This is a genomic window from Streptomyces sp. NPDC088553 (genome assembly GCF_044752965.1).
Lineage (GTDB): Bacteria > Actinomycetota > Actinomycetes > Streptomycetales > Streptomycetaceae > Streptomyces.
The window spans coordinates 538,621-555,752 of the sequence record NZ_JBIVMG010000007.1 but is presented as its reverse complement, the minus strand read 5'-3'; the positions used below and the strand labels follow the sequence as shown (position 1 = coordinate 555,752).

Here is a 17,132-nt window from a genome sequence, read left to right as displayed (position 1 = left end):
AACCCCCCAAAAATAAACGGTTTAACTTGGGGGCCCCCAGGGGCCCCCAAATTTTTTTTTTTTGGCGTTTTTTTTTTTCTTCCACCGTGGGGGCGGGGGGGGGGGGGGGGGGGCGCCCCGCCCCCCCCCCCCGACCCTCCGGGCACAACGGCTCACCGTGGGTGGTCAGCCGGAGACGCTGGCGCGGCCGTTCTCGATGTGGCCCATGAGCCGGCGGCGGAAACCACCGGGCGCGGTCACCTCGATGTCGTACCAGCCGTGCGCGTCGGCGGCCGAGTGCACGACGGTACGGGTCTTCCCGGGCTTCACGGTGACGGTACGCGTCCAGTCCCCGCGGTCGGCAGAGTCTTCGGGGTCCACGTACCCCAGCGGCCGCACCGTGAAGGAGACGGGCGCCGAGCCCGTGTTCCGTACGGTCAGATGCAGGTCACGGTCATGATGGTCGATCCGGGAGGCGAGCTCGGCGCCGCCGGTCGCGGGTCCCTCGAACTCGCGGCGGAAGCCGTTCGGGCCGGTGATCGTGAAGCGGTAATGATCACCCGGAACGGGGACGGTCCACTCCCCCGTCCCCCTGACGTCCTTGTGCTGCGGGACGGCGAACTCACCCGCGTACGGGTAGAGCGCGAAGTGCGCGCTCGCCTTACCCCTGTTGGCGAGCGCGACCCTCACGGTGCCGGCGCGGAGGGTCGCCTCGGCGTCCGGCTGGTACGGCAGCGGGCGGGCGCGCCGGACGCCGGGCTCCTGGACGGGCATCCGCTGCACGGCCGGGGGCTGCGGCCGCCAGCGGCCGCTGAAGGGCGGGATCGGGCCCGGCTGGTCGACGTCGGGCTGCCGGCGGCCCCGCTGGAAGTCGAAGGCGGAGGTGAGGTCGCCGGTGACGGCCCGGCGCCAGGGGGTGATGTTGGGCTCCCCGATGCCCGTGAGCCGCTCCAGGAAACGGATCACCGAGGTGTGGTCGAAGGTCTCGGAGCAGACGTAGCCGCCGACCGACCAGGGGGAGACGACGAGCAGCGGAACGCGGATGCCGAGGCCGGTGGGCTGTCCCTTCCAGCGCTCGTCCGTGTTCTCGGCCGGCGGGACCGGCGGCGGCACGTGGTCGAAGAAGCCGTCGTTCTCGTCGTAGTTGATCAGGACGACGGTGTGGCGCCAGACGTCCGGGTGCGCGCCGAGGGCGTCGAGCACCTTGTAGACGAGGGTGGCGGAGGCGATCGGCGAGGAGGAGCCGGGGTGCTCGGAGTCGATCGCGGACGGCACGAGGTAGGAGACCTCGGGGAGGGTGCCGGCGGCGACGTCGGCGCGGAAGGCGTCGGCGAGGGTGCCGCTCTCGACGCGGCGCAGTCCGCGCTCGAAGAGGGAGCGCTCGGCCTCGGTGAGCGTCGCCACGCCCTCCTCCAGGAGGCCGAGGAGGCGGGCGCGCTCGGTGGTGTCGTCGGTGTCGCGGACGGCGGCGTAGAAGGACTCCATGAAGGTGTGCCCGCCGGTTCCGGCGAGCGCCTTGCGGGCGATCTTCTTGAAGCTGGTGAAGAACTCGATGTTGTTGTCGGTGAAGTTCTCCCACTCGGTGTACGTCTTCCAGCTGCGCCCGGCGGCTTCGAGGCGCTCGGCGTAGGTGGGCCAGCCGTAGCCGGGGTGGGTGCCCTCGGCGTACGCGGCGTTGGTGACGGCGCGGCTGCCGTCGGCCTCGAAGCCGGTCCAGCCGGACCAGAGGTGGTTGCGGTTGGGGCTCGTCGAGGTGTGGATGGACGAGTGGTAGGCGTCGCAGATGGTGAAGGTGTCGGCGAGCTCGTAGTGCAGGGGGATGTCCTGCCGGTCGTAGTACGCCATGGTCGCGGCGGTCTTGGCCGAGACCCAGCCGTCCATCCAGCCGTCGCGCCAGGCCTTGGCGCCGCCGCCCCAGGAGTGGTCGAGGTCCCCGATGTACTGGAGGTCCTTCCGCTGCGTCTCGGCGGCGCCGCGGATCGGGAAGGGGAGCACGGTCCGGCCGAGCGCGGCGGGCTGCTCGAAGACGGGCTTGCCGGAGGGCAGCTCGACGGCGTTGCGGTCGGAGAAGCCGCGGACGCCGCGGAGGGTGCCGAAGTAGTGATCGAAGGAACGGTTCTCCTGCATCAGGATCACCACGTGCCGAACCGCCGACATCCCGCCGGCCGGAGGCTCCGCGGCCATCGCGGCCTGCAACGACGGCGGCAGCAACGAGCCGGCTGCGGCAGCACCGAGGGCGCCTCCGCCCAGTGCGAGGAGCCTTCTGCGGGACATCTCGGATGACAAGACCGACCTCCAGTCGACGGCCAATGGTTCGCCTTCGAGCCATTGGGTGGTACGCCGGGGACGGTAGTGAGACGGAATGACGGAAAGAAGACCCGGCGGGGGCGCGGTGGTGAACGTCCAAGAGCACGTGACGGGAGTCCAAGCGGCCTCCCCCACCGCTCCGGCCCCCTCCGCGTTGACCGCGGACCCATCGGAGCGGCAAGCTGACTTTCCGTCAACCACTGTGCCCTGGGGGAGATTTGAGCAGCACGGCACACCACATAGGGCCCGACTCCGCACCTGACCGGTACCGGCTGCTGCGGTCCATCGGGCGGGGCGGCGAGGCCGTTCTCTACCTCGCCGAGATCGAGCTGGCCGGCGGCACCGAGCCCGTCGTCGTGAAGATCCTCGACGCGAAGACCACCCTCACGCCCGAGGTCTTCGAGCGCGTCAGCCAGAAGTGGAACGAGCAGGCCGAGCTGCTGCGCTTCGTCCACCGGCCCGGTGTCGTCGGCGTACGGGAGCACTTCCAGGGGCCGCCGATCCACCGGCCCGGCGAGTCCGGGACCATCAGCGGCCGGGCCCTGGCCCTCGTCATGAACCACGTCGAGGGCCTCGACCTGCGCGACTGGCGGGCCGAACGGACCCTGGCCACGGCCGCCGAGCGGCGCGAGGTGATGCGGACGCTGGAACAGCTCGCCGACGTCCTCGACTGGCTGCACTCCGGCAAGGCCACGCCGTCCGGGCGGACCGTGGTCCACGGCGACCTGTCCCCGGGCAACGTCATGGTCGACGAGCACGGGCAGGCGACCCTCGTCGACTTCGGCCTGAGCAAGCTGACCGCCGACCACCAGACGGCCGAGGTGTGGTTCACCCCCGGCTACGCGGCTCCCGAGATCTTCGAGGGCAAGCGCACCCCGGGCACGGACCGCTACGCCTTCGGCGCCATCGCGTACTTCCTCCTCAGCGGCCAGTCCCCGCCGACCGCCCCCGAGCAGCTGGTGGCCGTGCTCGGCGCGCTGCCGCAGGTCGCGGGGCTGCCGGCCGAGCAGCGGGACCGGGTGCTGAGCATCGCGTCGGCCGACCCGGGCCGGCGGCCGCTGTCCCTGTCGGCCTGGGTGAAGGACGTACGGCACGGAGTCGTGTCGACGACGACCTCGCGCCCCGCGACGGTGGCGGACGCGGTCCCCGCCGCGCCGCCCCGGAAGCCGTCGACGCCGCCCCTGCCGGTGACACCCCCGCCGCCCGCGGCCGCGCCGGTGGCGGCACCGACACCCGCGCCGCCGCCGGAGCCGCCCGTCGCGACACCCCCGGCGACGGCGCCGTCCTCCGTCACCTCGCGGCCCGGCGCACCGGAGACGTCCGCCACCACGCCTCACCGCGGGCGGAAGCCGCGCAACGCGGTGGTGGCCGCGGTCGTCGCCGTCGTTCTGCTGGCCACCGGTGCGGTCATCGGGGCGCGGTACCTGGGGGACGAGGGCTCGGGCGGAAGGGCCGCCGGCGCCACACAGGGCGGGGGCACCACCACCGCCACCACCCCGTCCGGCACACCTGGTGGCGGCACCGCCTCCGGGCAGGCGCCCACCTCCACGACTCCGTCGGCCGGCACGTCGACCACCGGAAACACACCGGGCCCCGGCCCGAGCTCGGTGTCCCTCACCACGCTCGACAAGGTGGCCAGGGGCGACTACGCCTGGCTCACGGTCGGCAACGGGACCCTGAAGGCCACCTACTACGAGACGGCGCTCGTGCCCGAGGGAGGCGACGCGGAGTGCTCGGGGGCCGCCGAGTACAACCTGGGCACCCACTGGAAGACGCTCACCCTGCTCGCCGGCATCGACGACGCCTCCGCCAACACCTCCGCCCGACTCACCGTCAAGGTCGACGGCAACGCCGTCCACACCGGCGTGGTCAACCTGGGGAAGCCGGAGAAACTGACACTCGACCTGGACCACGGACTGCGCCTGCGCATCGAGTACGAGGACCCCAGCGACGCCTGCGACATGGGACGGCTGATCCTCGCCGAACCGAAACTCAGCAAGTAGCGACACCCGGTACGCATGCGGAACGGCCCCGCACCGGAGTTCCGGTGCGGGGCCGCTCACGTGTCCTTACGAGAAGGGGATCAGCCCTCGCTGACGCCCAGCTTCTCCAGGATCAGGTCCTTCACGCGCGCCGCGTCCGCCTGGCCGCGGGTGGCCTTCATGACCGCGCCGACCAGGGCGCCGACCGCCGCGACCTTGCCGCCGCGGATCTTGTCGGCGATGGCCGCGTTGGCCGCGATGGCCTCCTCGACCGCCGTGCTGAGCGCACCCTCGTCGGAGACGACCTTCAGACCGCGCTTCTCGACGACCTCGTCCGGGGTGCCCTCGCCGGCGAGAACGCCCTCGATGACCTGACGGGCCAGCTTGTCGTTCAGATCGCCGGCGGCGACCAGGGCCGAGACCCGGGCCACGTCCGCCGGGGTGATCGCCAGCTCGTCGAGGGACACGCCCTGCTCGTTGGCGCTGCGGGCGAGCTCGCCCATCCACCACTTGCGGGCCGAGGCCGCGTCCGCACCGGCCTCGATCGTCGCGACGATCGGGTCGACCGCGCCGGCGTTGAGGATGGACTGCATGTCGTGCTCCGACACACCCCACTCCTCGCGCAGCCGGTTGCGGCGCACCCGGGGCAGCTCGGGCAGCGTGCCCCGCAGCTCCTCCACCCAGGCACGGGCCGGGGCGACGGGGACGAGGTCGGGCTCCGGGAAGTACCGGTAGTCCTCGGCGTTGTCCTTGATGCGGCCGGAGGTGGTGGAGCCGTCGTCCTCGTGGAAGTGACGGGTCTCCTGCACGATCGTGCCGCCGGAGGACAGCACCGCGGCGTGGCGCTGGATCTCGAAGCGGGCAGCGCGCTCCACCGAACGGAGCGAGTTGACGTTCTTCGTCTCCGAGCGGGTGCCGAAGGTCTTGGTGCCGTGGCGGCGCAGCGACAGGTTCACGTCGCAGCGCATCTGGCCCTTGTCCATGCGCGCCTCGGACACGTCGAGCGCGCGGATCAGCTCGCGCAGCTCGGCGACGTACGCCTTGGCGACCTCGGGGGCCCGCTCGCCCGCGCCCTCGATCGGCTTGGTGACGATCTCGATGAGCGGGATGCCGGCCCGGTTGTAGTCGAGCAGCGAGTGGGACGCGCCGTGGATACGGCCGGTGGCGCCGCCGACGTGCAGCGACTTGCCGGTGTCCTCCTCCATGTGGGCGCGCTCGATCTCCACGCGGAAGACCTCGCCGTCCTCCAGCTGGACGTCCAGGTAGCCGTTGAAGGCGATCGGCTCGTCGTACTGGGAGGTCTGGAAGTTCTTCGGCATGTCCGGATAGAAGTAGTTCTTCCGGGCGAAGCGGCACCACTCGGCGATCTCGCAGTGCAGCGCGAGGCCGATCTTGATGGCGGACTCGACGCCGATCGCGTTGACGACGGGCAGCGAGCCCGGCAGACCGAGGCAGGTCGGGCAGGTCTGCGAGTTCGGCTCGGCGCCCAGCTCGGTCGAGCAGCCGCAGAACATCTTCGTCTTGGTGCCGAGCTCGACATGGACCTCCAGGCCCATGACGGGGTCGTACTCGGCGAGCGCCGCTTCGTACGACAGCAGTTCAGTGACAGTCACGGTGAGACTTTCCCTCTCAGCCCAGCAGGACGTCGTCGTCGCCCAGGCGCTTGAGCTCCCGGTAGAGGATCGCCAGGCCGGTAACGATGGCGGCGGCGGACACGGCGGAGTCGATCAGCCGCAGCATGTCGTTGTCGCTGCGGGCCAGCTTGGCCTGCTTCGCGACACTGATCGCACCGAACGCGGTGGTCGCGAGCGAGACGTAGACGCCGGTCTTGGACTTCTTGAAGTTCTTGGCCTTCTTTGCCATGGCACTCACAGCGACGGAGCCTCCTCAAGCAGCGGGTGCCCCCACTTTTCCACGAAGGCGGCCTCGACGGCGGCTCCGACCTTGTACAGCCGGTCGTCCTTCATGGCGGGAGCGATGATCTGCAGGCCGACCGGCAGACCGTCCTCGGGCGCCAGGCCGCAGGGCAGCGACATGGCGGCGTTGCCGGCCAGGTTGGTCGGGATGGTGCACAGGTCCGCGAGGTACATCGCCATCGGGTCGTCGGCGCGCTCGCCGATCGGGAAGGCGGTGGTGGGGGTCGTCGGGGAGACGATCACGTCCACCTCCTCGAAGGCCTTCTCGAACTCGCGGGTGATCAGGGTCCGGACTTTCTGGGCCGAGCCGTAGTACGCGTCGTAGTAGCCGGAGCTCAGCGCGTACGTACCGAGGATGATGCGGCGCTTGACCTCGTCGCCGAAGCCGGCCTCACGGGTGAGGGCGGTGACGTCCTCGGCGGACCGCGTGCCGTCGTCGCCGACCCGGAGGCCGTAGCGCATGGCGTCGAAGCGGGCCAGGTTGGAGGAGCACTCCGACGGCGCGATCAGGTAGTACGCCGAGAGGGCGAGGTCGAAGGTCGGGCAGTCCAGCTCGACGATCTCGGCGCCCAGCGACTTGAGCAGCTCGACGGACTCGTCGAAGCGCTGCACGACACCGGCCTGGTAGCCCTCGCCGCGGAACTGCTTGACGACACCGACGCGCATGCCGGCGACCGAGCCGTTGCGCGCGGCCTCGACGACCGGCGGGACCGGGGCGTCGATGGAGGTCGAGTCGAGCGGGTCGTGCCCGGCGATCGCCTCGTGCAGGAGGGCCGCGTCCAGGACCGTACGGGCGCAGGGGCCGCCCTGGTCGAGGGAGGACGAGAAGGCCACCATGCCGTAGCGGGAGACGCCGCCGTAGGTCGGCTTGACGCCGACCGTGCCGGTGACGGCGGCGGGCTGGCGGATCGAGCCGCCGGTGTCCGTGCCGATGGCGAGGGGCGCCTCGTACGCGGCGAGGGCGGCGGACGAGCCACCACCGGAGCCGCCGGGGATCCGGGTCAGGTCCCAGGGGTTACCGGTCGGACCGTACGCGCTGTTCTCGGTGGAGGACCCCATGGCGAACTCGTCCATGTTGGTCTTGCCGAGGATGACGACGTCGGCGGCCTTCAGGTTCTTGACCAGGGTCGCGTCGTACGGCGGGATCCAGCCCTCGAGCATCTTCGAGCCCACGGTCGTCGGCATGCCGGCGGTGGTGAAGATGTCCTTGAGCGCGAGCGGCACACCGGCGAGCGGGCCGAGCCTCTCGCCGCGGGCGCGCTTCTCGTCGACGGCACGGGCCTGGGCGAGCGCGCCCTCACGGTCGACGTGCAGGAAGGCGTGGACCTTCTCGTCGACGGCCTCGATGCGGGCGAGGTGCGCCTCGGTGACCTCGACGGCGGTCAGCTCGCCGGCGGCGATCTTCCCGGCGATCTCGGCCGCGGTGAGCTTGATGATGTTGTCCGTCATGACTGTTAGTCCTCCCCCAGGATCTGCGGCACCTTGAAACGCTGCTGCTCCTGGGCCGGGGCGCCGGAGAGCGCCTGCTCGGGGGTGAGCGACGGACGGACCTCGTCCGCGCGCATGACATTGGTCAGCGGCAGCGGGTGGGAGGTCGGCGGTACGTCTTGGTCGGCGACCTCGGAGACGCGGGCGACCGCGCCGATGATGTCGTCGAGCTGGCCGGCGAAGTGATCGAGTTCTTCGCCCTTCAGCTCCAGACGCGCCAGCCGTGCGAGGTGGGCGACCTCCTCGCGCGTGATGCCAGGCATGCGGATCCTCACGGGGTGAGCTTGATGTGTGGGCCCATCCTATGGGGCCGGTGCCGCTGCCCGTGAAACGGTTTGCCCGGGGTCGCCTCCCGGGGTGGACACGGCCTACTGAACGACCTGGCCGGAGGGGTGGTCCACGTCGAGTTCGGCGGCGATGTCGGCGGGTCGGCGCCAGCCGTGCTCGCCGCGGGCGAGCAGCCAGGCGGTGGCCTCGCCGGGCGGCATCGCGGCGGCCACGAGCCAGCCCTGGACGGCGTCGCAGCCCAGGTCGCGCAGGCGCTCCCAGGTCTCGTCGTCCTCGACGCCCTCGGCGACGACGAGCAGGCCGAGGGAGTGGGCGAGGTCGACGGTGCAGCGGACGATCTCGGCGTCCTCGGTGTCGACGGCGAGCCGGGCGACGAAGGAACGGTCGATCTTCAGTTCGCTGACGGGGAGCCGGCGCAGATGGACGAGGGAGGAGTAGCCGGTGCCGAAGTCGTCGAGGGACATCTTGACGCCGTGGCCGGTGAGGCCGTTGAGGGTGTCGGCGGCGCGCTGGGGGTCCTCCAGGAGGACGTGCTCCGTTATCTCCAGCTGGAGCGCGCCGGCCGGGACGCCGTGGCGGGCGAGCCGGGCGGCGACGGCGCCGGCGAAGCCGGGGGTGTGCACGTCGCGGGGCGAGACGTTGACGGCGACCGGGACGTTGAGGCCCTGGGCGCGCCACCGGGCGACCTGTGCGAGGGCGGTCTCCAGGACGTACTCGGTGAGGTGCGGCATCAGGCCGGAGGACTCGGCGATGGCGATGAACTCGTCCGGCGGGACCTTGCCGCGCTCGGGGTGGACCCAGCGGACGAGGGCTTCGAGTCCGGCGACCTGGCCGTCGAAGCGGACCTTGGGCTGGTAGTGGAGTTCGACCTCTCCGGCGTCGAGCGCGCGGCGCAGGTCGCCGAGGAGGCCGAGCCGGTCGGGGGTGTTGGAGTCGCGCTTGGACTCGTAGACCTCGACGCCGGTGCGGTCCCGCTTGGCCTGGTACATGGCGACGTCGGCGCGGCGCAGCAGGCCCTCGGCATCGAGGGCGTGGTCGGGGAAGACGGCGACGCCGGCGCTGGCCTCCAGGACGAGGGTGAGTCCGTCGAGGTCGAGCGGGGAGGAGAGTTCGGCGACGAGGTGGCGGGCGACGCGCTGGGCGCTGGTGGTGGAGTCGGCGGTGGGCAGCAGGACGGCGAACTCGTCGCCGCCGAGCCGGGCGGCCTCGGCGCCGCGGGGCAGGGCGAGGCGGAGCCGGTCGGCGATCTGGAGGAGCAGCCGGTCTCCCGCGAGGTGTCCGAGGGTGTCGTTGACCGACCGGAAGCGGTCGAGGTCGATCAGGACGAGGGCGGCGCGGGCCCCTTCGCCCTCGGCCTCCTCCAGGGCGGTCCAGGCCCGTTCGAGGAGCCACTGGCGGTTGGGGAGCCCGGTCAGCGGGTCCCGCAGCTGTTCCTCGGCGCGGGCGCGGGCGATCCACAGGGTGGAGTCGAGGGCGATGAGGGGGACGGCGAACAGCGGCAGCAGGACGGGCCGGGTGGCGGCGACGACGCAGATCAGCGGGGCGATGCCGAGCAGGGCGACGGCGACGAGGCCCTGTCTGAGGAGCGCGGTGCGGGCGACGGTCGGCAGCCCGCGGGTCGGCGGGGCGAGCGTGTACCACAGGAGGAGCCGGGTCACCATGAGGTAGGTGGCGGCGGCGAGGACGACTTCCGGGAGGTCCCCGATCGTCCAGTCGAGGGGCTGCCAGGGCCGTTCGACGGTGGGGACGTCGCCGAAGAGGGCGAGGACGAGGGCGGCGGTGCCGACCCCGAGGACGTCGGCGGCGCCGTGCAGCAGGCCCTGTCGCCAGCGGTGCCGGCGGGCGGCTCCGACCAGGATGACGACGGTCATCGAGACGAGTCCGGCCGGCACCCAGCCGTAGAGCAGGAGGACGGCGAGGGTGAGGGCGGCGCCCGAACCGGTGCCGCCCCACCAGCGGTCGCGGCCGAGGGCGACCAGATGGCCGACGATGAGGCCGGTGAGGACCGCGAGGGACCAGCCGGTGACCCCGCCGGGGAAGAGGCCGCTGCCGGCGCTCAGACCCTGCTGGAGGCCGACGACGAGTACGACGGCGGCGATGCCCACCACGGCTGCGGGCAGCCGGGAGGTGAAACCCAGGGACACCACACGGCCGTGCGGCCGTGGGACCGGGGCGGCGCTCTCGGTCGGTTCCATTCCCGTCCCTCTCACAGGCGGCGGTGCCGTCGGTGTGCGATGGGCCGCGGTCAGGCGGCCGTCCGTCGTCCGGCCGTCCGTCGTGCGTCGGACGACCGAGGACTCTTGCCGGTCGTACGTCGTGCCACGGGGCCGTTGTCCTGACGCCACGACCGGCAGAGCCCTCGCGCGGTCGTGCAGGACTGGGCGCACGGTCACCACACTAGGCCGCCGAGGGCGTCGACGGGCAGCGCTCTCCCTCTCTTGCCCGAATGCGACCAGGCCACCCGTAACGATCTGGTATGCGCCGAACGGGTGACCGTCGCACGGTCCTCGGGAGGGGTGCGGGCGGGCCGCGGGTGACTACTCCGCGACGGGGACCGCGGCCTCCCGAGCGGCGTCGGGCCCTTGTTCGAGCAGGATCGTGAAGCCGTCCTCGTCCAGAACCGGAACCTTCAGCTGCATCGCCTTGTCGTACTTCGAACCAGGGTTTTCACCGACGACGACGAAGGCGGTCTTCTTCGAAACGGAACCGGTCACCTTCGCTCCGAGGCTCTGGAGGGACTCTTTTGCGCCATCCCTGGTGAACTTCTCCAGAGTCCCGGTCACCACGACCGTGAGGCCCTCCAGCGGACGCGGGCCGACATCCTCCCCGGCGCCCTCGTCCTCCAGGGTGACCCCGGCCGCCCGCCACTTGCGCACGATCTCGCGGTGCCACTCCTCGGAGAACCACTGCTTCACCGCGGTCGCGATGATCCCGCCGACCCCGTCGACGGCCGCCAGCTCCTCCTCGCTCGCCTGCTCGATCCGCTCCAGCGAGCGGAACTCGCGGGCCAGCGCCTCGGCCGCGACCGGCCCCACGTGCCGGATGGAGAGCCCGTTGATGAAGCGGGCCAGCGGGCGCGTCTTCGCGGCCGCGATGTTCTCCAGCATCGCCAGGGCGTTCTTCTTCGGCTCGCCCTTCTGGTTGGCGAAGACCGTGACGATCTTCTCGTCGCCGGTCTTCGGGTCCCGCCGGGGCAGTCCGCTGTCCGGGTCGAGGACGTACGCCTTGATCGGCAGCAGCTGCTCGATGGTGAGGTCGAAGAGGTCGCCCTCGTCCACCAGCGGGGGCTCGGCCGGCTCCAGGGGGCGGGTGAGCGCCGCCGCGGCCACCGCGCCGAAGTTCTCGATGTCCAGGCACTGGCGCCCGGCGAGGAAGAAGAGGCGCTCGCGCAGCTGGGCCGGGCAGGTCCGGGCGTTCGGGCAGCGGAGGTCGATGTCACCTTCCTTCATGGGCTTCAGCGGCGTGTCGCACTCCGGACACGTCGCCGGCATCACGAACTCCCGCTCGGTGCCGTCCCGCAGGTCGGCGACCGGCCCGAGGATCTCCGGGATCACGTCGCCGGCCTTGCGCAGCACGACCGTGTCGCCGATCAGCACGCCCTTGGCCTTCACGACCTCCTGGTTGTGGAGGGTCGCGAACTCGACCTCGGAGCCGGCCACGGTCACCGGCTCCACCTGCGCGTACGGGGTGACGCGGCCGGTCCTGCCGACGCCGACCTTGATGTCGATCAGCTTGGTGTTGACCTCCTCCGGCGCGTACTTCCAGGCGATGGCCCAGCGCGGGGCGCGCGCGGTGGAGCCGAGGCGGCCCTGCAGCGGGATCTCGTCGAGCTTGACGACGACGCCGTCGATCTCGTGCTCCACGGAGTGACGGTTCTCCCCGAAGTACGCGATGAACTCCCGCACCTCGCCGAGCGAGCCGACCACCTTGTTGTGCCGGGCGGTGGGCAGGCCCCACTCGTGGAGGAGCTCGTACGTCTCCGAGAGCCGGGAGATCTCGAAGCCCTCGCGGGCGCCGATGCCGTGGACGACCATGTGCAGCGGTCGGGAGGCGGTGACCTTGGGGTCCTTCTGGCGGAGCGAACCCGCCGCCGCGTTCCTCGGGTTGGCGAAGGGCTTGTCGCCGGCCTCCACCAGGCGGGCGTTGAGCCCCTCGAAGGCCTCCATCGGGAAGTAGACCTCGCCGCGGATCTCCACGAGGTCCGGGATCCGGTCCCCGCGCAGCCGCTCCGGGATGTCGGCGATCGTCCGCACGTTGGGCGTGATGTCCTCGCCGGCGCGGCCGTCGCCGCGGGTGGCGGCCCGGGTGAGCCGCCCGTGCTCGTACGTGAGGTTGACCGCGAGGCCGTCGACCTTGAGCTCGCACAGATAGTGGAAGTCGGGGGTGCCGACGTCCCGCGCGACCCGCTCGGCCCAGGTGGCCAGTTCCTCGTCGTCGAAGGCGTTGTCGAGGGAGAGCATCCGCTCGCGGTGCTCTACGGAGGTGAACTCGGTCTCGTACTGCCCGGCGACCTTCTGCGTCGGCGAGTCCGGCGTCCGCAGCTCCGGGTACTCCTCCTCCAGCGCCTCCAGGGCGCGCAGAAGCGTGTCGAAGTCGCCGTCGCTGATGACCGGCTGGTCCTTCACGTAGTACCGGAAGCGGTGCTCCTCGACCTGCTCGGCCAGCTCGGCGTGCTTCTCCCGTGCCTCGGCGGGCAGGGCCCCCTGTTCGACTGCCACCTTCGTCCGTCCTCCCGTGCCTCGAAACCCGGTCACTCTGGGTTGTCCGCGAGCGATCTCGCCGCCCGGGCGCAGTGGGCGAGCGCCGCGCGGGAGTAGGCGGGCGAAGCGCCCGCGAGCCCGCACGTGGGAGTGATGACCACGGACTCGGCGAGAGTCCCCGGATTCAGCCCCAGCCTGCGCCACAGCGTCCTGACACCCATGACGCTACCGCCCGGGTCGGACAATGGGCCGTCGGTGGACGCCACCACACCGGCGAAGAGCTTGGTGCCGGCCTCCACGGCCTCGCCGATCGTGTCCTCGTCACGCTCGGTGAGCAGCGAGAAGTCGAACGAGACGCCCGAGGCGCCGGCCCGCCGCAGGAGCGCGAACGGGACGTCGGGGGCGCAGGAGTGGACGACCACCGGCCCGTCGTGGACGGCGATCACCTGGCGCAGGGCGCTCTCCACGACCTGACGGTCGACGGCCCGGTAGGTGCGGTAGCCGCTGGCGGTGCGGACGTGACCGCGCAGGACGACGGTGAGCGAGGGCTCGTCGAGCTGGAGGACGACCCGGGCGCCCGGGATCCGCTTGCGCAGGTCCGCGAGGTGCTCGTGGAGGCCCTCGGCGAGCGAGCCGACGAGGTCGCGGCAGGCGCCGGCGTCGCCGAGGGCGGCCTCGCCGCCGCGCAGCTCCAGGGCCGCGGCGAGCGTCCAGGGGCCGACGGCCTGCACCTTGAGCGGGCCCTCGTACCCCTGGGTGAACTCCTCCAGGGCGTCCAGGTCCTCGCCCATCCAGGACCGGGCGCGCTTGGTGTCGCGGCCGGGCCGGTCGCTGATCCGCCAGCCGCTCGGCTCCACGTGCGCGTAGAGGTCGACGAGCATCCCGATGGTCCGGCCGATCATGTCGGCGCCGGGACCGCGGGCGGGCAGCTCCGCGAGGAACGGGAAGTCCTCGAAGGACCCGGTGACGGTCCTCGCGGTCTCCCGGGCGTCGCCGCCCGGCATGGAGCCGACGCCGGTGGCGGGTCCCCAGAGCACACGGTCGTCCTCGGCCTGCGTCTCGCTCATGTCTGGCGTCCCGGACGAACGGTGAGGTCGTTGATCTCCGCGTCGCGCGGCAGGTCGATGGCGGTGAGGATCGCCGTCGCGACCGACTCGGGGTCGATCCACCTCGACGGGTCGTACTCCTTGCCCTCCTGGGAGTGGACCTTGGCCTGCATGGGGCTCGCGGTGCGGCCCGGGTAGACCGAGGTCACCCGCACGCCGTTGCCGTGCTCCTCGTGGCGCAGGGAGTCGGCGAGGGCCTTGAGGCCGTGCTTGGAGGCGGCGTACGCGCCCCACTCGGCGTGCGCGGCGAGCCCGGCGCCCGAGTTCACGAAGACGACGTGGCCCTGGGAGACGCGCAGCTGGGGCAGCAGGTGCCGGGTCAGCTCGGCCGGGGAGACGAGGTTGACGTTGAGTTGGTGGTGCCAGGTCTTGGGGGTGAGGTCCCCGATCGGCCCGAGGTCGACGACGCCCGCGATGTGCAGCAGGCTGTCCACCCGCTCCGGCATGGTCTGGTGCGAGAACGCCCAGGAGAGCCGGTCCGGGTCGGCGAGGTCCCCGACGAGCGTCCGGGCGCCGGGGAACCGCGCGGCGAGCTCCTTGGCCCGCCCCGCGTCGCGCGCGTGGAGCACGAGGTCGTCCCCGCGCGCGTGGAGGCGGCGCGCGACGGCCGCGCCGATGCCGGAACCGGCTCCGGTGATCACATGTGTAGCCATGCTCACCATGCTCGCATCAGCGGGCGGCGATGTTCTCCTCCAGGTGGGTGAGGGCCGTCTGGGCGTCGTCGGCGAAGAGGACGAGGTCGGCCAGGGGGAGCGGCAGGAAGCCCTCCTCCTCCATCCGGCGGAGCTGGGCCTTCAGTCCGTCGTAGAAGCCCGCCGTGTTGAGCAGGACGACCGGCTTGCTGTGCTTGCCGTGCTTCTTCAGCTCCAGGATCTCGGTGGCCTCGTCGAGGGTGCCGGCGCCGCCGACCAGGACGACGACGGCGTCGGACTTGGCGAGGAGGAGCGCCTTGCGCTCGGCCAGGTCCTTGGCGACGACCATCTCGTCGGCGTCCGGGCGGGCCTTGTGGGCGAGGAACTCGACGGAGACGCCCACGAGCCGGCCGCCGGCCTCCTGGACGCCGTCGGCGACCACCTTCATCAGACCGGTGTCGGAGCCGCCCCAGACGAGGGTGTGGCCGGCCTTGCCGAGGAGCCGCGCGAAGTCGCGGGCGGGGGCCGTGTAGCGCTCGTCGAGGTCGGCCGCGGAGAGGAAGACACAGATGTTCATGGCTCCCACCGTAGGGCCTGACCAGCGGTTTCCATCTTTTTCCGAGAAATCCCGCCGGGCGGCGATGAGTTCCGGTGACGGGTCCGGTCTCACCTGCCATGGACGAGGTGAGCACCACGCTGAGCAGGGTCCGGGGACGGGTCACGTCACGGGACGGGACGCCGATCGCGTACGAGCGGTACGGCGAGGGGCCGCCGCTCGTCCTGGTGAGCGGCGCGCTGGGGACGGCCGCGGACGAGCGAGTGCTGGGCGGCTTACTGGCCCGGCGCTTCTCGGTCGTGGCGTACGACCGCAGGGGCCGCGGCGGGAGCGGCGACACCGGGCCGTACGCGGTGGAGCGGGAGATCGAGGACCTGGCCGCGGTGGTCGGGGAGGCGGGGCCGGGTGCGGCGCTGCACGGGACGGGCTCGGGGGGCGCGCTGGTCCTCGCCGCGGTGGCCGCGGGGCTGCCGGCCGGGGCGGTGTCGGTGTTCGAGCCGCCGTACTCGGCGGCGGCCGCCGAGCGGCGGCGGCAGGTGGCCGCGCTGCTCGACGGGGGGCGGCGGGCGGAGGCGCTCGACCTGTTCCTGGCGGAGTCGACGGTGCCCGCGGGGCTGCGGCCCGGGATCGCGGAGCTGGCGCACACGCTCGCGTACGACTTCGCCGTCCTCGGCGACGGGACGGTGCCGGAGCGGCTCCTGGCCCGGGTCCGCGCGCGCGTGCTGGTGGTCGACGGGGGCGTGAGCCCGGTCGGCGTCCGGCAGGCGGCCCGCGCCCTGACGGAGGCTCTCCCCCGGGGCCGGCACCGTACGTTGACGGGCCAGACGTACGACGTGGCCCCGCACGTCCTCGCCCCGGTCCTGGAGGAGTTCCTCGCCGACGAGCGGGAGCCCGCGGAGGCGGCCTAGGACGGGTCCGGCCCGGCCGGCCCCGAGAGCGTGGGGCCCGGACGCGGGGGTCGGGCCTACGCCGTCGCCGGTGCCTGCGCCGCCGCCGTCGTCGTGCGGCGGACCGTCGTCGCGATCGTGGCCGAGCCGACCACGCGCGTGCCGTCGTACAGCACGATGGCCTGGCCCGGGGCGACGCCGCGGACCGGTTCGTCGAAGGCGACCGCGAGCTCGCCGTCCGTCAGGGACGCCGTGACCTCGGTCTCGCCGCCGTGGGCGCGGAGCTGGGCCGTGTAGCGGCCCTCGCCCTCCGGGGCGGTGCCGCACCAGCGGGGCTTGATCGCGGTCAGGGCGGTGACGTCGAGCGCCTCGACGGGGCCCACCGTCACCGTGTTGTTCACCGGCGAGATGTCCAGGACGTAGCGCGGCTTGCCGTCGGCGGCCGGGTGGCCGATCCGCAGGCCCTTGCGCTGGCCGATGGTGAAGCCGTACGCGCCCTCGTGGGTGCCGACCTTCGTACCGGCCTCGTCGACGATGTCGCCCTCCGCCTTGCCCAGGCGGGAGGCGAGGAAGCCCTGGGTGTCGCCGTCGGCGATGAAGCAGATGTCGTGGCTGTCGGGCTTCTTCGCGACCGCGAGCCCGCGCCGCTCGGCCTCCGCCCGGATCTCGTCCTTGGTGGTGAGCGTGTCGCCCAGCGGGAACATCGCGTGCGCGAGCTGCTTCTCGTCGAGCACGCCGAGCACGTACGACTGGTCCTTCGCCATGTCGGAGGCGCGGTGCAGCTCGCGGGTGCCGTCCTCGTTCAGGACGACCGTCGCGTAGTGACCGGTGCAGACCGCGTCGAAGCCGAGGGCGAGCGCCTTGTCGAGCAGCGCGGCGAACTTGATCTTCTCGTTGCAGCGCAGGCACGGGTTGGGCGTGCGGCCGGCCTCGTACTCCGCGACGAAGTCGTCCACGACGTCCTCGCGGAAGCGCTCGGCGAGGTCCCACACGTAGAACGGGATGCCGATGACGTCGGCCGCGCGGCGGGCGTCACGGGAGTCCTCGATCGTGCAGCAGCCGCGCGCTCCCGTACGGAAGGACTGCGGGTTCGCGGAGAGGGCGAGGTGCACGCCGGTGACGTCGTGACCGGCCTCGGCGGCGCGGGCGGCGGCGACGGCGGAGTCCACTCCGCCGGACATGGCGGCAAGTACCCGGAGGGGACGGGTCTGGGGGCGCGGGGGCGGAGTCTGAGTCATAGCCCTACCAGGGTACGGGGCGCCGGGAACCACAGTCGCGGGAGTAAGCGTTC

General features: G+C 72.2%; 13 protein-coding genes. 2 read left to right on the top strand and 11 right to left on the bottom strand.

Going from position 1 to position 17,132, the window contains the following annotated elements; translation table 11 throughout:
• Window positions 1–165 precede the first annotated feature (165 nt).
• Window positions 166–2,265, bottom strand: coding sequence for a phosphocholine-specific phospholipase C (locus ACIP8Z_RS26310; RefSeq protein WP_402087480.1), 2,100 nt, complete (start codon window positions 2,263–2,265; stop codon window positions 166–168).
• Between the two features lie 239 nt (window positions 2,266–2,504).
• On the opposite strand from ACIP8Z_RS26310, the gene ACIP8Z_RS26305 reads away from it, so the two are divergent.
• Window positions 2,505–4,289: a protein kinase gene (locus tag ACIP8Z_RS26305; RefSeq protein WP_402087478.1), complete on the top strand. Its 1,785-nt coding sequence runs from the start codon at window positions 2,505–2,507 to the stop codon at window positions 4,287–4,289.
• Window positions 4,290–4,369: 80 nt separating this feature from the next.
• On the opposite strand, the gene gatB is transcribed toward ACIP8Z_RS26305, so the two are convergent.
• The 9 genes from gatB to ACIP8Z_RS26260 form a co-directional block, all read right to left on the bottom strand.
• The gene (gene gatB / locus ACIP8Z_RS26300; protein WP_402087475.1) at window positions 4,370–5,881 is read right to left on the bottom strand and encodes an Asp-tRNA(Asn)/Glu-tRNA(Gln) amidotransferase subunit GatB; all 1,512 of its coding nucleotides are present in this window, start codon (window positions 5,879–5,881) and stop codon (window positions 4,370–4,372) included.
• 16 nt (window positions 5,882–5,897) lie between these two features.
• Window positions 5,898–6,131 (bottom strand): hypothetical protein, encoded by a 234-nt coding sequence (locus tag ACIP8Z_RS26295; RefSeq protein WP_209499219.1) that lies wholly within the window; start codon window positions 6,129–6,131, stop codon window positions 5,898–5,900.
• Between the two features lie 5 nt (window positions 6,132–6,136).
• Window positions 6,137–7,633 (bottom strand): Asp-tRNA(Asn)/Glu-tRNA(Gln) amidotransferase subunit GatA, encoded by a 1,497-nt coding sequence (gene gatA, locus ACIP8Z_RS26290; protein WP_402087472.1) that lies wholly within the window; start codon window positions 7,631–7,633, stop codon window positions 6,137–6,139.
• A 5-nt stretch (window positions 7,634–7,638) separates the two neighbouring features.
• Window positions 7,639–7,935 carry an Asp-tRNA(Asn)/Glu-tRNA(Gln) amidotransferase subunit GatC gene (gene gatC, locus ACIP8Z_RS26285; RefSeq protein WP_015036350.1) on the bottom strand — a complete coding sequence of 99 codons (297 nt, stop codon included), beginning with the start codon at window positions 7,933–7,935 and terminating at the stop codon, window positions 7,639–7,641.
• Between the two features lie 105 nt (window positions 7,936–8,040).
• The gene (locus ACIP8Z_RS26280) at window positions 8,041–10,155 is read right to left on the bottom strand and encodes a putative bifunctional diguanylate cyclase/phosphodiesterase (protein ID WP_402087469.1); all 2,115 of its coding nucleotides are present in this window, start codon (window positions 10,153–10,155) and stop codon (window positions 8,041–8,043) included.
• A gap of 342 nt (window positions 10,156–10,497) precedes the next feature.
• Entirely contained in the window at window positions 10,498–12,678 is a 2,181-nt protein-coding gene (ligA, locus tag ACIP8Z_RS26275) for an NAD-dependent DNA ligase LigA (protein WP_402087466.1), read from the bottom strand.
• 32 nt (window positions 12,679–12,710) lie between these two features.
• Window positions 12,711–13,727, bottom strand: a complete 1,017-nt coding sequence (locus tag ACIP8Z_RS26270) for a methionine synthase (protein WP_402087464.1) — start codon at window positions 13,725–13,727, stop codon at window positions 12,711–12,713.
• The gene (locus tag ACIP8Z_RS26265) at window positions 13,724–14,428 is read right to left on the bottom strand and encodes an SDR family oxidoreductase (protein ID WP_402087461.1); all 705 of its coding nucleotides are present in this window, start codon (window positions 14,426–14,428) and stop codon (window positions 13,724–13,726) included. The genes ACIP8Z_RS26270 and ACIP8Z_RS26265 overlap by 4 nt, the downstream gene beginning before the upstream one ends.
• A 7-nt stretch (window positions 14,429–14,435) precedes the next feature.
• A complete protein-coding gene (locus ACIP8Z_RS26260) occupies window positions 14,436–14,975 on the bottom strand; it encodes a TIGR00730 family Rossman fold protein (protein WP_402087458.1) in 540 nt (179 codons plus the stop codon).
• A 98-nt stretch (window positions 14,976–15,073) separates the two neighbouring features.
• On the opposite strand from ACIP8Z_RS26260, the gene ACIP8Z_RS26255 reads away from it, so the two are divergent.
• Window positions 15,074–15,862, top strand: coding sequence for an alpha/beta fold hydrolase (locus tag ACIP8Z_RS26255; RefSeq protein ID WP_402087455.1), 789 nt, complete (start codon window positions 15,074–15,076; stop codon window positions 15,860–15,862).
• Between the two features lie 56 nt (window positions 15,863–15,918).
• Here the strand turns inward: ACIP8Z_RS26255 and mnmA are convergent, their stop codons facing one another.
• Window positions 15,919–17,079 (bottom strand): tRNA 2-thiouridine(34) synthase MnmA, encoded by a 1,161-nt coding sequence (gene mnmA / locus ACIP8Z_RS26250; RefSeq protein WP_402087453.1) that lies wholly within the window; start codon window positions 17,077–17,079, stop codon window positions 15,919–15,921.
• Window positions 17,080–17,132 lie beyond the last annotated feature (53 nt).

Excerpts from the sequence above, each read along its gene's own strand:
- ACIP8Z_RS26295 (WP_209499219.1), bottom strand. The coding sequence starts at position 6,131 with ATGGCAAAGAAGGCCAAGAACTTCAAGAAGTCCAAGACCGGCGTCTAC.
- gatC (WP_015036350.1), bottom strand. The coding sequence starts at position 7,935 with ATGCCTGGCATCACGCGCGAGGAGGTCGCCCACCTCGCACGGCTGGCG.
- ACIP8Z_RS26260 (WP_402087458.1), bottom strand. The coding sequence starts at position 14,975 with ATGAACATCTGTGTCTTCCTCTCCGCGGCCGACCTCGACGAGCGCTAC.
- ACIP8Z_RS26255 (WP_402087455.1), top strand. The coding sequence starts at position 15,074 with ATGGACGAGGTGAGCACCACGCTGAGCAGGGTCCGGGGACGGGTCACG.
- mnmA (WP_402087453.1), bottom strand. The coding sequence starts at position 17,079 with ATGACTCAGACTCCGCCCCCGCGCCCCCAGACCCGTCCCCTCCGGGTA.
- ACIP8Z_RS26270 (WP_402087464.1), bottom strand. The coding sequence starts at position 13,727 with ATGAGCGAGACGCAGGCCGAGGACGACCGTGTGCTCTGGGGACCCGCC.
- ACIP8Z_RS26280 (WP_402087469.1), bottom strand. The coding sequence starts at position 10,155 with ATGGAACCGACCGAGAGCGCCGCCCCGGTCCCACGGCCGCACGGCCGT.
- ACIP8Z_RS26265 (WP_402087461.1), bottom strand. The coding sequence starts at position 14,428 with ATGGTGAGCATGGCTACACATGTGATCACCGGAGCCGGTTCCGGCATC.
- gatA (WP_402087472.1), bottom strand. The coding sequence starts at position 7,633 with ATGACGGACAACATCATCAAGCTCACCGCGGCCGAGATCGCCGGGAAG.